The sequence below is a fragment of the Paenibacillus thailandensis genome, from assembly GCF_042685365.1.
GTDB classification, from domain to species: Bacteria; Bacillota; Bacilli; order Paenibacillales; family Paenibacillaceae; genus Paenibacillus_AP; species Paenibacillus_AP thailandensis.
In genome coordinates this window covers 595,223-608,903 of the sequence record NZ_JBHUMY010000001.1, presented here as the reverse complement: position 1 = coordinate 608,903, position 13,681 = coordinate 595,223, and the positions used below count along the sequence as shown (strand labels likewise).

Sequence of the window (13,681 nt, the reverse complement as noted above, 5' to 3'; positions counted from 1 at the left end):
ATGGCGGCGATAGAGAAACGTTTATATAAACAAAGGGCGGCGCTTAACGTGCTTGCAGGCGGCATCGACAATGCGCGCGAGGTGTTCGAAGCGGCGGAGGGCCATGTTCTTGTCGGCGTATTGTCCAAAAACTATCCGGACGCAGCCAGGGCCGCGGAGGCGATGAAGCAATACGGCGAAGCGATCGAAGGCGCCGTATCGATCGGGCTGGGCGCCGGGGATAACCGTCAGGCTGCGGTCGTGGCCGAAATCGTCAAAAGCTACGAGGGCGCGCATATCAATCAGGTGTTTACGGCGGTCGGCGCGACGCGCGCCAATCTCGGCGATCGTAAAAGCTGGATCAACAGCCTCGTCTCGCCTTGCGGGCGCCCGGGCTACGTCAATATTTCCACGGGGCCGGCGAGTGCGGCGCAGCCGGAGCATGCGAGCGTGCCGGTCAAAGCGGCGATCGCGCTCGTCCGGGATATGGGCGGCAACGCGCTGAAGTATTTCCCGATGCAAGGGCTGGAGCTGGAGGAGGAATACCGCGCGGTGGCGAAGGCGTGCGGCGAAGAAGGATTCGCGCTTGAGCCTACGGGCGGCATCGATCCCGACAACTTCGAGCGGATTGCGGATATCGCGCTGGGAGCGGGAGTTCCGGTCGTCATTCCGCATGTATACTCTTCGATTATCGACAAGACGACCGGAAGAACGAACGTTGACGACGTGAAGCGTCTGTTCGCCGCCCTTGCGCGGCTGGTAGACCGCCATGGCTAAGCGGATCGCGGCGTTCGGCGAAGTGATGATGCGCCTCGAGGTTCCGGGCTTCGAGACGTTGGCGCAGGCGAACCGGCTCCGCTATTCGTTCTCGGGTACCGGAGTGAACGTCGCATCCGCGCTCGCGCGGTTCGGCCATAAAGGCTATCTGGTGACGACGCTGCCCCGCACGCCGCTGGGGGACGCGGCGCTCGCCCATCTGCGCAAGCTCGGCATATCGGATGATTTCGTGCGGCGGGACGGCAAATATATCGGCATGTATTTTCTGGAGAACGGCTTTGGCGCAAGACCGGGGCGGGTCACTTATGCGGATAGGCTCGGCAGCAGCTTTAATACGGCGCCGGAGGACGGTTATCCGTTCGCCGATATTGCCGGCCAGCTCGATTACGTTCATTTTTGCGGAATCGCCCTTGCGATGAACGATACAGTCAGACGGCAGATGAAGGCGTTCGCGCGCGAGGCGAAGCGGCAAGGCGTAAAAGTCGTATTCGATTGCAACTATCGCGCATCCTTGTGGGGGGCTGACGGTTATGCGGCGGCCAAGCCGCATTACGAGGAAATGCTGGAGCTGGCGGACATCGTGATGATGAACGAGAAGGACGCCATCCATGTGCTGGGCTATCGGACCGAACAGACGGACCGCTCCGGGCAGCTCATGGAGCTGATTCCGCAAGTCGCCGCCCGGTACGGCGTTGCCGCGTCCGCCGGCACCCATCGGGCCGTAAACGGCGACAATACGCATTCGTTGACAGGATATTTGTACAAGAACGGCGAATTTGTTTTCTCAAGGCCGCTCCGTTTCGCCGTTCACGACCGGATCGGAGCCGGCGACGCCTATGCGAGCGGCATTATCCACGGCGATATGACGGGCTATGAAGCCGGACGTACGGTGAATTTCGCCGCGGCGGCCGCGCTGCTTGCGCATACGGTTACGGGCGATACGCCGCTTGCGGCCGAGGCGGACGTGCTTCAGGCGATGGAGGGCCTTATGCTTGATGTCGAAAGGTAGTGGTAGCGGATGGCGATTACGCGGAAAAAGGGGCCGCTGTACCTCCAGATCAAAAAAATTATAAAAGAGCGGATTCTGCACGGCGTTTATCCGTTAGGCTCCATTATCCCTTCCGAGCCGCAGCTCGAAAGCGAATTCCAAGTGAGCAAGATGACGGTTCGCAACGCCATTCAGGAGTTGGCCCAGGAAGGATATGTGGAGAAACGGAGCGGCATCGGGACGCGGGTCATCCGTAACACGTCGCTCTCCAAGCTGTCCAAAGGGAAACGGTTTACCGAGCTTCTCGTCGAAGAAGGCCATCAAATCGCCAAGCGGCATTTGTCGACGGAGCTTGTCGCAAACGACGCCCAATCGGACCTTTACGCCATGTTCGGCCAGCGCTGCTTCCGCATCGAACGTCTTTATTTGCTGGACGGCAAGCCGTATATTCATTACGCCCATTATCTTCGGGCGGACGTGTTCGCGGGAGCGGAGCGGGGCGATTTCGAAAATCAGTCGCTGTACGACCTGATCGAAGAAAAGCAGGTGAAGCTCGACCATTTCCGGGACCGCTTCACGACGGCGGCGGCCGACGGGAAATTGGCGGAGCTGCTTGAAGTAAGCCCGGGCGGCTCGCTGCTGAAGCGACTGCGCCATTCCTACGACGAGGAAGGGCGCATCGTCGAGTACAGCGTCGGACATTACAATACGGAAATGCAGCATTACATCGTCAGTTACGACATTTAAAGGCGCGGACGTTAGGCCGGGAGAAGGGGAGACGAACGGAAGTCTCCTCTTTTTTCTATTTGCGAATAATGCGCCTGTCCTCTTTTTTTATGATAAAATAGTAGAAAGTTCGAAAGAGGATGGAGTAGATGCGATGCGCATCGGGAACTTTTTGCAATATACGGAAAACCACCGATACTACATATTTCGAGATTTTTCGCTAAGCGGCCTTGATCATAAAATGCTGTCGCAAGTCTACCAGCCGATGATAGGGGGAATGGCCGTCGCGTTGTACCTTCAGCTTTATTACGAGGTGCCGGAAGGCCGCGCAGGATATTCCCCCCTTGAAGCGCAGCGCAAGCTGCTGCTGGGGCTGGGGCTCGAAATGAACGAAAAAGGCCGCAGGGAGCTTGCCGATTTGTGCTCGCTGCTCGAAGCGGTCGGATTGATGCAGACGTCGCGCGTGGGCGTCCCCGAGCAGTCGGAGCTGGTGTACGAATACGAGCTGCTGGAGCCGCTGTCGCCGGGCGAGTTTTTCCGCAATTTGCATTTGACGATGCTGCTGCGGGACAAGATCGGCAACTATCCGCTTATCGCGCTCAGGGAGTCGTTCGGCTCGAAGGAGCCGGACGAGCTGGCCGAATCGCAGCTGGAGAAGGAGAATATATCCGTGCCGTTCTACGAGCTGTTCCGGCTCAATTCGCGCTCGTACGACAACGAGCTGGAGCAGGCGCTTGCCGAGGTCGCTCCTTCCCGCCAAGCGGCGCAGCGGCCGAATATGGAAACCGCCGCCATCTCGTACGGCGAAATTATTATGCGTTTCCCGCGGACGTCGGCCAACCGGAAGCATGTCGAACGGCTAAGAACCGACAAGGAAGGGCTGGCCATCGTCAATTATGCGGCCTACAAATACGAATTGTCCGTTACGGATATATGCCATTTGCTGGACGAGGACGGCGTGTTTGGGGAGGACGGGCGTCTGGTTGCCGACGAGCTGCAGCTTCGGGCCGGCCAGCTGTACCGGCAGGACCGCAAGCGAAGCGCCGAACGGCAGCGCGTCATCGCTCGCGTGCAGGCGATGGAGCAAGACGCAGCCGGGGAAGAAGAGCCGGCCGAGGAGCATCCGGTTCTTGAGGAATATTATTTGCCGGTGCCGCCGCAGCTTGCGGGGCGGTGCGACACGGCGCAATACAATATGCTGATGCGCAACGAGCCGCGCACCCGCTTCCTGGCCCGCTTCTTTCCCGGAGCGGTGCCGGATGCGATCGACCGGCTGTTCGAGCGCATCGACTTGAACTACCGGCTGCCGGAGCCGGTTATTAACGTGCTGGTCCATTACGTGATCGGCACGAACGACGCCAAGCGGCTGTCCCGCACGTTCGTCGAAGCGGTAGCCGCCAATATGCTCGTGAAGCAGGTCGATACGTTCGAGAAAGCGATCGATTACGTAAGGGAGCAGGAGCGCATCGAGACGGACAAACGCACTTCCGCCGGCCAGGCGGAGGGGGGAAGAGCCTCGTCGAGAACCTCCCGTTACGGCGGAAGCCGGGGCGCTTCGCGCAAGCCGGCTATCCCGGTCGTAACGAGCAGCCTTAAAGGAGGCTCGGTATCGCCGGAGGAGCTGGAGGAGCTGCGGCGCCTCGCCCGCGAGCTGGACGGCAAGTCATAGTCCGATGCCGGCAAGAGACAAACAACATCGATGCGGCAAGAAAGGAGTGTAAGCGTACATGGAATCGTTAGGCGAATTGTTGAAAAGCTGGCCGCAAGGCGCGTCAATCCAGAAACAAGCCGAGCGCAAAATGGCCGAGCTGCTGGCGGATCCGCTGGTCGAGCGGCTTCGAGAGAAGCATCCGCAGCTTGACGAGGAGACGCTGCGCATCAATTTGAACCGCGTTTACCAATACGTGACGGAATACCGGAACTGCGAGAACTGTCCGGGACTGGACCGCTGCCCGAACGACTTCGAAGGCCATTACACGCTGCTTGCCTGCGAGACGTCGGGAGATTCGGTGCAGTTGTACGACCGGAAAGTGTCTTGCAAAAAGTTTATCGCCCGCCGCAACGAAGAACAGGTGCGGAGCCGGATCCGGAGCTTTTACGTGGACGAGAGAGCTTTGAACGGCGGATATTCGACAAGCGAAATTTTGGACAAGGATCCCGAACGGATCAAGGCGGTCGGCCAGGTGCTGCGTTATATGACCCGTACGATTGAGCAAGGGCTGCAGACCGAAGGCCTCTACTTGACCGGCAGCTTCGGCACGGGCAAGACGTTTCTGATGGGGTATATGCTCCATGAATTGGCGAAAGCCGGCTACTCCGGAGTCATCGTATATATGCCGGATTTTGTCGAAGATTTGAAGGCGATGCTGCACGAGCCGGGCAAGCTGAAGGAAACGGTCGACCTGATGAAGGAGACGGACTTGCTCGTTTTCGACGATATCGGCGCGGAAAATTTGAATCCTTGGGTCAGAGACCATGTGCTCGGATCGATTCTGAACTACCGGATGAACCGCAAGCCGACGTTCTACACGTCGAACTACGACCTGGACGCGCTTGAGCAGCACTTCAGCTTTACGGCCAAGGACGGAGACGAACGGCACAAGGGAGAGCGGCTTATGAACCGGATCCGCCCATACGTCGAAACCGTCCTTGTTAGCGGAACGAACAAGCGCGGCCGAATGCAGTAGGACGTATGCAATGGAATGATAGAATATCCGAAAGATCCTTCTCTATCAAGAGAAGGATCTTTTTTTACCTCGAAGGATCTCGATAGAACTTTTTTTACAAATTCAAAACATGTGGAAGGATATGTCTGCGGTTTGGCGAATACAATACTTGAATCGGTTATACACCCTCCTTTTTCCCCTTTACTTATCGACTTCCAGGACGTTAGACATAATATGGCTTATTTTATCGTTTTAAAGCAATAAATAAGAATTTTTATTCAACCTTCTAAATAATCATGCGTATTTTTTAGATGAATTTGACGAAATGTGTAAACTCAGTGTTAAATTTGTCTGAAAAATGCATAATTTCAGTATTTTCAAATATGAAAAATATGGTATAATTGGCTTTATTCCGAATCATAGCTTTTTGAAACCAAAGGAGGAATGTGGAGTGGCAGTTGTCAAGAAATGGTTATCTGTATCGCTAAGTATTGTATTGGTAGGGGTCTTATTGGCAGCTTGTTCGTCCAGCAACAACACGCCGGAGGAATCCGAATCGCCGAGCGCATCGCCCGTAGAAAGCGCGAGCGCGGATCCATCGGCAGAACCGACGGCGGGTACCGGAGCGGAAGATGCCATTGGCGTCTTCGAAGCGACGGATGCCAACCTGGTACCGGCGATAGCGAAAAACCGGACCGATACGCTGATCGTTGGCATGACCGATCCGAAAGGCGTATTCAGTCCGATCTTTGGCGAAACCGTTTATGACAATTACGTGAATAATGCAATTTTCGATACCTTCCTGGAGGTTGCGGCCGACGGTACATACATCGAAAGCCTCGCCGAAAAGCTTGATATTTCCGAAGACGGACTTAAGTACACGTTTCATTTGAAGCCGGGCGTCACCTATACGGACGGAAGCCCGGTGACGGTTAAAGACTATCTGTTCACGCTGAAATTGATGCTGGACGCCTCTTACGACGGTCCGTCCGATCCGCTCAGCTATAATATCGTCGGCGGGCAGGAGTATCATGACGGCAAAGCTTCCGAAATTTCCGGCGTTAAAGTGATCGACGATCATACGGTCGAAGTGACGGTTACGGAGAAGTCCGCTCTTACTCGCGTCGAATTGGGATCGATTCCGTTTATGTCGGAAGCTTATTACGGCAAAGGCTACAAGCAAGGAGATTTGCAGTCCGTCAAGGCGCTTAACGACAAGCCGCTTGGCAGCGGCCAATACAAGCTCGTTTCCTACAAGCCGGGCCAAGAGGTGGTGCTCGAAGCGAACGCGCAATATTTCCGGGGCGCACCGAAGGTGAAGAACGTCATTTTCAAAACGACGACGGAGTCGACGAATATCGCGATGCTGGAATCCGGCGAGACGGACATGGACAATATTACCGTCAGCGAGGATAACGTTGAAGCGTTGAAAATGCTCGGATTTTTGGACGTGCATGTGCTTCCGAACAACGGGTACGGCTATATCGCGTTCAACCACAAACTGAAGAAATTCCAGGACGCAAAAGTTCGTCAGGCGCTTACTTATGGCCTGAACCGCAAAGAAATTGTCGAAGGCATCTACGGACCTTACGCCTATGTGCTTAACATTCCGGAATCCAACGTATCGTGGGCGTATACCGACGAGAACATCGAGCCTTACGAGTTCGATCCGGAGAAAGCGAAGCAGCTGCTGGACGAAGCGGGCTGGACGGTCGGCTCGGACGGCATCCGCGAGAAAGACGGCGAGAAATTCACGATCAACTTCTCGGCAACGGCCGACAACCCGGTTGTCGATGCGCTTCTGCCGATCATGACGACGAACTACAAAGATCTTGGCATCGAAGTCGTTTCCGAAACGCTCGATTTCAACGCCATTATGGATAAGAGCGACACCGGGGACTTCGAAATGTTCTTCGCCGCGTGGGGCCTTACGCCAGACCCGGATAACACCGTATACATTACGGACGGGGCTCAGAACGATATGGGCTACTCGAATCCGAAAGTCGACGAGCTGATGGCGGCCGGCAAGAAGGAGCTTGACCTCGAGAAACGGAAAGAAATCTATAAACAAATGTATCAGGAATTGAACAAAGACCTGCCGGCCATTTTCTTGTACCAAAGAACGAATATGTGGGGGATCAGCGCAAGAACCGAAGGTTTCGATATTTCTCCTTACAAAGATTTCGCATACAGCCTGTATCAGGTTGAACTGGCGCAATAATAGCGAGACGACGGATATGTTCAGCCCCTCTCGGGGCTGGACATATCCACTTATAGAATATAAGACTTTATAAGATTATTTTGCTTATACCTGTCTTATATTGCACTGCGAAACGTAAGCTTTGCCGCCTCATAAGGACGGCGAAAGCCGTTTACGCTTGGCCAGGGGGAATCGAGATGAAGGAATATATTATCCGACGGCTCTTGCAGATGATCCCGACGATGATCGGTATCTCCATTCTTGTTTTCGCCATTTCGGCAATGGTTCCGGGGGATTATATTACGGCCCAGAACAATCCGAACATGACCAAAGAGAGGGCTGCGGAGCTCCGAAGCATCTATGGCTTGGACAAGCCGGAATATCAAAGGTATTTTATTTGGGTCGGCAATATGATTAAGGGCAACTTCGGCGACTCCCTTCAGCATAAGCAGCCGGTCAAGGATGTAATTAACGACTTCGTATGGAATTCGTTCATTATCGCCTTTTTCAGCTTGATCTTGAGCTGGATTATCGCCATCGTTACCGGCGTTTTTTCAGCCAGATTTCAATATTCTCTCTTTGACAAAATCATTACGCTTCTCGTGTTTGTTTGTATGTCGCTGCCGTCTTTCTTTATCGCCTTGCTGCTTATAAAAGTATTTGCGCTGACATTCAATCTGTTCCCTGTCGGCGGCATGACGACGGCGGGCCTGAATGCGACAGGATGGGCTTATATCAAGGACGTCGCTTATCACAGCTTTCTCCCGATCCTCGTATTGACGATGCTGAGCACGGGAAGCTTGACCCGTTATTTCCGTACGAGCATGCTCGAGGTGATTCGCCAGGATTATATACGGACGGCTCGCGCCAAGGGGTTAAAGGAGCGGACCGTTATTTTCAAGCACGCTCTTCGCAATGCGATGATTCCGGCCATTACGCTGCTCGGATTTGAACTGCCGGCTCTGTTCGGAGGCGCAATCATATTGGAGCAAGTATTCGTCTGGCCCGGCATCGGCCATATTTATTTGAATTCGATCAATATGCGCGATTATCCGTTTATGCTTGGATTTACGATCTTTACCGCCATACTGACACTGATCGGCAATTTAATTTCCGACGTGCTGTACGGCGTAGCGGATCCGCGAGTCCGATTGAAGTAAGGGGGAGAGACGAATGGCTGCCGAGAGTGTCGTAAATATGAAGACGAAGGCTCCTCCGTCCAAACATGCAGATTCGCCCTGGAGAATAGCGCTTCGCAGATTTACCCGCAACCGGCTTGCGGTTGCAGGGCTTGTCATATTAGTGCTTATGGCGCTCATTTGTATTGTCGGACCTTGGTTATCGCCCTACAGCCTGCTCGATTACTCCCTTAAGGACCGAAACTTGCCGCCGAATGCCAAGTATTGGCTCGGAACGGACAAGCTGGGACGCGACATTCTTCTCCGTGTCATGCTTGCCGGCCGCATATCGCTGATGGTCGGAATCGTCGCCACGGTCGTGACCGTCATTATCGGCGCCACGCTAGGCGCGCTTGCGGGCTTCTACCGGAAATACGTCGATTCGCTCATTATGCGGATAGCGGATATTTTCATGGCGCTGCCGACGCTTCCGATTCTCATCATTTTAGGCGCCGTTTTGTCCGATTTGAAGGTTCAGCCGTCCAAGCGGATTTATTTGCTGATGCTGATCATCGGGATTATTAACTGGACCACGCTTGCAAGGCTGGTTCGCGGCCAAATATTAACGCTCCGCGAGCAAGAGTTCATGCAAGCGACGGACGCGCTCGGACTAAAGGACCGGCGCAAAATTTTTCGACATTTGCTTCCAAATACGGTGCCGATTATTATCGTGTCGGCAACATTGACCGTAGCCGGAGCTATTTTGTACGAATCGGCAATGAGCTATCTCGGGATCGGAGTCGTGCCGCCAACACCGTCGTGGGGGAATATGATTTCGGAGGCGAACAGCTTGATCGATTTCCGCAAAAGGCCTTGGCTGTGGATTCCTCCCGGCATGTGCATTCTCATCACGACCGTGGCGATTAACCTGATCGGAGACGGCCTACGCGATGCGCTTGATCCGAAGACAAAGAAATAACTTGACTTAAGCGGAGGAAGCGATATGGCTAAAGAACTGGTTCAATTCCGAAACTTGGAGACCCATTTCCATACATCTTCAGGAGTTGTCAAAGCCGTCAACGACGTGAGCTTTTCGATCCGCGAAGGCGAGACGCTGTGCGTGGTCGGTGAATCGGGCTGCGGCAAAAGCGTTACGGCGATGTCGCTCATGCGCCTTGTCGAGACGCCGCCGGGGAAAATTGCCGGAGGAGAAATTTTGTTCGAAGGCAAAGATTTGCTTAAGCTGAGCAAACGGGAAATGGCGCGCATCCGCGGCAACGACATTTCGATTATATTCCAGGAGCCGATGTCCTCGCTTAACCCGGTGCTGACGGTCGGCGAGCAAATTACGGAGCCGTTGATGCTGCATATGCTGATGAGCAAAAAGGAAGCGAAAAAGCGGGCGATCGAATTGATCAGCATGGTGGGCATTCCCCGCCCGGAAAAAATTTTCGATTCCTACCCGCACGAATTAAGCGGCGGAATGAGGCAGCGCATAATGATCGCCATCGCGTTAAGCTGCGATCCCAAGCTGCTGATCGCGGACGAGCCGACTACCGCGCTCGACGTTACGATTCAAGCGCAAATCCTCGATCTGATGCGGGATTTGAAGCAGAAGCTCAATACGGCCATTATGCTGATTACGCACGATCTTGGCGTCGTTGCCGAAATGGCCGATTACGTCGTCGTCATGTACGCCGGGAAAGTGATCGAAGAAGCGCCGGTGCTGGAGCTCTTTAAAGATCCCCGGCATCCGTATACGAAAGGGTTATTAAAGGCCAAGCCGGTCATTAACAAGAAGACAGAACGGCTATATTCCATTCCCGGGCAAGTTCCGAACCCGATTGAGCTGGAAGCGAACTGTCATTTCCACGACCGGTGCGAATTTGCGATGGACATATGCCGCCAGAAGCAGCCTCCGTTCCGCTCGCATGGCAACGAGAAGCATAAAACAGCATGCTGGCTCTACGAGAAAGAGGGGGATGCTTAAATGAGCGAAGTATTGCTTCAGGTGGACCGGCTGAAAAAATACTTTCCGGTAACGGGCGGGATTTTTCAGCGGACGGTCGGGCATGTAAAAGCCGTCGACGACGTTTCGTTTCAAATAAGAAGAGGAGAATCGTTCGGGCTGGTCGGCGAATCGGGCTGCGGCAAAAGCACGATCGGACGTACCATATTGCGCCTGATTGACAAAACCGAAGGGAAGGTCGTCTTCAACGGGCAAGACCTTTACGATCTGTCCAAGGAGCAAATGAGGCGATTGCGCCCCAAGCTCCAGATCGTATTCCAAGATCCGTTCAGTTCGCTGAACCCGCGGATCAAAGTCGGCGAGGCGATCGGCGAAGCTTTGCTCGATCACGGCATGACGAACCGCGCCCAGGTGAAGGAACGGGTCATCGAAACGATGGAGCGGTGCGGCCTTGCCCCTTATCATTACGACCGCTATCCGCATGAATTTTCGGGCGGGCAGCGGCAGCGGATCGGGATAGCCCGGGCGCTTATTATGAATCCGGACTTTATCGTGGCCGACGAACCGGTCTCGGCGCTCGACGTATCGATTCAGGCCCAAATCATCAATTTGCTAAGCGATCTGCAGTCCGAGAAAAAGCTGACCTATCTTTTTATCTCGCATGATTTAAGCGTCGTAGAGCATCTATGCAACCGGGTCGGCGTCATGTATTTGGGCTCGATGGTCGAGCTGGCGAGCTCGGAGGAGCTGTTCGGCAATCCGCTGCATCCGTACACGAAAGCGCTTATGTCGGCGATTCCCGTGCCGGACCCTACGTTGAAGCGGGAAAGAATCGTCCTTAAGGGGGATATTCCGAGCCCCGCCAATCCCCCGTCCGGCTGCAAATTCCATACGCGCTGCCCGATCGCGTCCGATATTTGCAAGCAGCAGGCTCCCGAGTATCGGGACGTCGGCAACGATCATTATGTAGCTTGCCATTTTGTATAAAAGATTAATAGTTGATCCTATTCGACCGGCACTGGCGTTTCGAAAGAAGCGCCAGTGCTTTTTTGGCGTGTTTAAAAAAGCGAAATATAAGCATTCCTTATACCCTCCATTAATCTTCCGAATTTTGTATTGACAGGAATGTTAGGCATTGGTATTATTTCAGCATACCTCACTAAACAGGTAGGAATAATCGAATTGTGACCGGACCACCGGAGCAATAGAAGCGAAAAGTGAAGTTTGTCCATTAGACAAAGGGGTGCTTGAACCAATGAAGAAGTTATCCATTGTTCGTTCCGCTATACTATTGCTGACTACAACGCTTGTGCTTGCCGCTTGCGGCTCGGGCTCCGGCAACGGCGCAAACGGCGGGAACGCCGCGCCGCCCGCCGCGGTGCCTTCGGCATCCGCATCCGGCGAAGCTGCGGCGTCGCCTTCGGCGGAACCGAAGGAGCCGGTCGAGCTGCTGAACGTTTCCTATGACCCGACGCGCGAGCTGTACGAAGAGTACAATGCCGCTTTCGCAAAGTATTGGAAAGAGAAGACCGGGCAGGAAGTAACCGTAAAGCAGTCTCACGGCGGTTCGGGCAAGCAAAGCTTGGCCGTTATCGACGGGCTGAAGGCGGACGTCGTCACGCTGGCGCTTGGCTACGATATCGACGCCATTGCCGAGGAGGGGCTGCTCGGCGCCGACTGGCAATCGAAATTCGAGCATAACAGTTCGCCGTATACGTCGACGATCGTCTTTCTCGTCCGCAAAGGCAATCCGAAGGGCATTCAAGACTGGAGCGACCTGCTGAAGGACGGCGTCGAAGTCATTACGCCGAATCCGAAGACGTCGGGCGGCGCCCGCTGGAATTACTTGGCGGCTTGGGGCTATGCCTTAAAGCAAAACAACAACGACGAAGCAAAAGCGCAGCAATTCGTATCCGATTTGTTTAAACACGTTCCGGTTCTCGATTCGGGCGCCCGCGGCGCGACGACGACGTTCGTCGAACGGGGCATCGGCGACGTGCTGCTCGCCTGGGAGAACGAAGCGTTCCTGTCGCTCAAGGAGCTTGGCCCGGATAAGTTCGAGATCGTGTACCCGTCTCTGAGCATATTGGCGGAGCCGCCGGTGGCGGTCGTAGACAAAAACGTTGACGACCGCGGCACAAGGGAAGTATCCGAGGCTTATCTGGACTACTTGTACTCGGACGAAGGCCAGGAAATCGCCGCGAAAAACTACTACCGTCCGATCAACGAAACGATTGCCGCGAAATACAAAGATACGTTTAAAGATTTGGAACTCATTACGATAGCCGATTTCGGCGGCTGGGCGGAAGCGCAGAAGAAGCATTTTGCGGACGGCGGCATATTCGATCAAATTTACGTTCCGGGACAATAAGCCCGGAACCGAAGACTGGAGCTGACTTCACATGAAAGGTTCCGCACCGAAAGCGCCGAAAAGCAGAAACGTCCTTCCCGGATTCGGATTGTCGCTTGGTTTTACGCTGCTTTATCTTAGTTTGATCGTGCTCATTCCGCTTGCCGGCGTCTTTATCCGCACGACGGAGCTTAGCTGGACGGAGTTCTGGAATACCGTTACGACGGTCCGCGTCCTGGCTGCCTACCGGGTAAGCTTTCTGACCGCGTTTGCGGCGGCGCTGGTCAACGTCGTGTTCGGCTTGATCGTGGCCTGGGTGCTCGTCCGATACCGGTTTCCGGGCAAAAAGCTGCTCGATGCGCTGGTGGATCTCCCGTTTGCGCTGCCGACCGCCGTTGCCGGCATCGCGCTTACGGCGATCTACGCGCCTAACGGCTTGATCGGCTCGGCGCTTGCACCGCTCGGCATCAAGACGGCTTATTCGCCCGTCGGAATTACGATCGCGCTTATTTTTATCGGCATTCCGTTTGTCGTGCGAACGGTGCAGCCGGTTCTTCAAGATTTAGAGAAAGACGTCGAAGAAGCGGCCGTCATGCTGGGCGCCCGCAGATGGAGGACGTTCCGCCGAATCATATTCCCCGAGCTTCTGCCGGCGATATTGACAGGGTTCGCGCTTGCGTTTGCGAGGGGAATCGGAGAATACGGCTCGGTCGTTTTTATATCGGGCAACATGCCCCTCAAGACGGAGATCGCGCCGCTCTTGATCATGACCAAATTGGAGCAGCACGATAACGCGGGAGCGACCGCGATCGCACTTGTTTTGCTCGTGTTGTCGTTTGCGCTGCTTCTGCTTATCAACTTCCTGCAGTGGCGGGTTAATCGCCGCACGGAAGCCGTATAGGAGGGGG

General features: G+C 54.6%; 12 protein-coding genes. All 12 read left to right on the top strand.

Translation table 11 applies throughout. The features are described 5' to 3' along the window. The 12 genes from dagF (at position 1) to cysT (ending at position 13,674) form a co-directional block, all read left to right on the top strand. On the top strand, positions 1-756 hold the full coding sequence (gene dagF, locus ACFSW5_RS02720; protein WP_379269493.1) for a 2-dehydro-3-deoxy-phosphogluconate aldolase: 756 nt from the start codon (positions 1-3) through the stop codon (positions 754-756). After that, the gene (locus ACFSW5_RS02715) at positions 749-1,765 is read left to right on the top strand and encodes a sugar kinase (RefSeq protein WP_379269491.1); all 1,017 of its coding nucleotides are present in this window, start codon (positions 749-751) and stop codon (positions 1,763-1,765) included. Before dagF ends, ACFSW5_RS02715 begins: the two co-directional genes overlap by 8 nt. A gap of 9 nt (positions 1,766-1,774) precedes the next feature. Beyond that, positions 1,775-2,491: a GntR family transcriptional regulator gene (locus ACFSW5_RS02710; RefSeq protein ID WP_379269489.1), complete on the top strand. Its 717-nt coding sequence runs from the start codon at positions 1,775-1,777 to the stop codon at positions 2,489-2,491. Positions 2,492-2,624: 133 nt separating this feature from the next. Beyond that, positions 2,625-4,139 (top strand): helicase DnaB, encoded by a 1,515-nt coding sequence (locus tag ACFSW5_RS02705; protein WP_379269486.1) that lies wholly within the window; start codon positions 2,625-2,627, stop codon positions 4,137-4,139. Positions 4,140-4,197: 58 nt separating this feature from the next. Continuing rightward, entirely contained in the window at positions 4,198-5,157 is a 960-nt protein-coding gene (gene dnaI / locus ACFSW5_RS02700) for a primosomal protein DnaI (RefSeq protein ID WP_379269484.1), read from the top strand. A gap of 430 nt (positions 5,158-5,587) precedes the next feature. Then, positions 5,588-7,357 (top strand): ABC transporter substrate-binding protein, encoded by a 1,770-nt coding sequence (locus ACFSW5_RS02695; protein WP_379269482.1) that lies wholly within the window; start codon positions 5,588-5,590, stop codon positions 7,355-7,357. A 176-nt stretch (positions 7,358-7,533) separates the two neighbouring features. Beyond that, positions 7,534-8,496 (top strand): ABC transporter permease, encoded by a 963-nt coding sequence (locus tag ACFSW5_RS02690; protein WP_379269480.1) that lies wholly within the window; start codon positions 7,534-7,536, stop codon positions 8,494-8,496. Positions 8,497-8,509: 13 nt separating this feature from the next. Continuing rightward, complete coding sequence (gene opp4C / locus ACFSW5_RS02685) at positions 8,510-9,433, top strand: oligopeptide ABC transporter permease (RefSeq protein WP_379269478.1); 924 nt, start codon at positions 8,510-8,512, stop codon at positions 9,431-9,433. A 24-nt stretch (positions 9,434-9,457) separates the two neighbouring features. Further along, positions 9,458-10,444: an ABC transporter ATP-binding protein gene (locus ACFSW5_RS02680; RefSeq protein ID WP_379269476.1), complete on the top strand. Its 987-nt coding sequence runs from the start codon at positions 9,458-9,460 to the stop codon at positions 10,442-10,444. After that, positions 10,445-11,410 (top strand): ABC transporter ATP-binding protein, encoded by a 966-nt coding sequence (locus tag ACFSW5_RS02675; RefSeq protein WP_379269474.1) that lies wholly within the window; start codon positions 10,445-10,447, stop codon positions 11,408-11,410. Positions 11,411-11,678: 268 nt separating this feature from the next. Then, positions 11,679-12,794: a sulfate ABC transporter substrate-binding protein gene (locus tag ACFSW5_RS02670; protein ID WP_379269472.1), complete on the top strand. Its 1,116-nt coding sequence runs from the start codon at positions 11,679-11,681 to the stop codon at positions 12,792-12,794. Positions 12,795-12,825: 31 nt separating this feature from the next. Further along, the gene (gene cysT, locus ACFSW5_RS02665) at positions 12,826-13,674 is read left to right on the top strand and encodes a sulfate ABC transporter permease subunit CysT (RefSeq protein ID WP_379269470.1); all 849 of its coding nucleotides are present in this window, start codon (positions 12,826-12,828) and stop codon (positions 13,672-13,674) included. The last annotated feature ends 7 nt before the right edge of the window (positions 13,675-13,681 follow it).

Bases quoted from the DNA above. Each gene is read 5' to 3' on its own strand.
- ACFSW5_RS02690 (WP_379269480.1), top strand. From the start codon at position 7,534: ATGAAGGAATATATTATCCGACGGCTCTTGCAGATGATCCCGACGATG.
- dnaI (WP_379269484.1), top strand. From the start codon at position 4,198: ATGGAATCGTTAGGCGAATTGTTGAAAAGCTGGCCGCAAGGCGCGTCA.
- ACFSW5_RS02710 (WP_379269489.1), top strand. From the start codon at position 1,775: ATGGCGATTACGCGGAAAAAGGGGCCGCTGTACCTCCAGATCAAAAAA.
- dagF (WP_379269493.1), top strand. From the start codon at position 1: ATGGCGGCGATAGAGAAACGTTTATATAAACAAAGGGCGGCGCTTAAC.
- ACFSW5_RS02680 (WP_379269476.1), top strand. From the start codon at position 9,458: ATGGCTAAAGAACTGGTTCAATTCCGAAACTTGGAGACCCATTTCCAT.
- opp4C (WP_379269478.1), top strand. From the start codon at position 8,510: ATGGCTGCCGAGAGTGTCGTAAATATGAAGACGAAGGCTCCTCCGTCC.
- ACFSW5_RS02705 (WP_379269486.1), top strand. From the start codon at position 2,625: ATGCGCATCGGGAACTTTTTGCAATATACGGAAAACCACCGATACTAC.
- cysT (WP_379269470.1), top strand. From the start codon at position 12,826: ATGAAAGGTTCCGCACCGAAAGCGCCGAAAAGCAGAAACGTCCTTCCC.
- ACFSW5_RS02670 (WP_379269472.1), top strand. From the start codon at position 11,679: ATGAAGAAGTTATCCATTGTTCGTTCCGCTATACTATTGCTGACTACA.
- ACFSW5_RS02715 (WP_379269491.1), top strand. From the start codon at position 749: ATGGCTAAGCGGATCGCGGCGTTCGGCGAAGTGATGATGCGCCTCGAG.
- ACFSW5_RS02675 (WP_379269474.1), top strand. From the start codon at position 10,445: ATGAGCGAAGTATTGCTTCAGGTGGACCGGCTGAAAAAATACTTTCCG.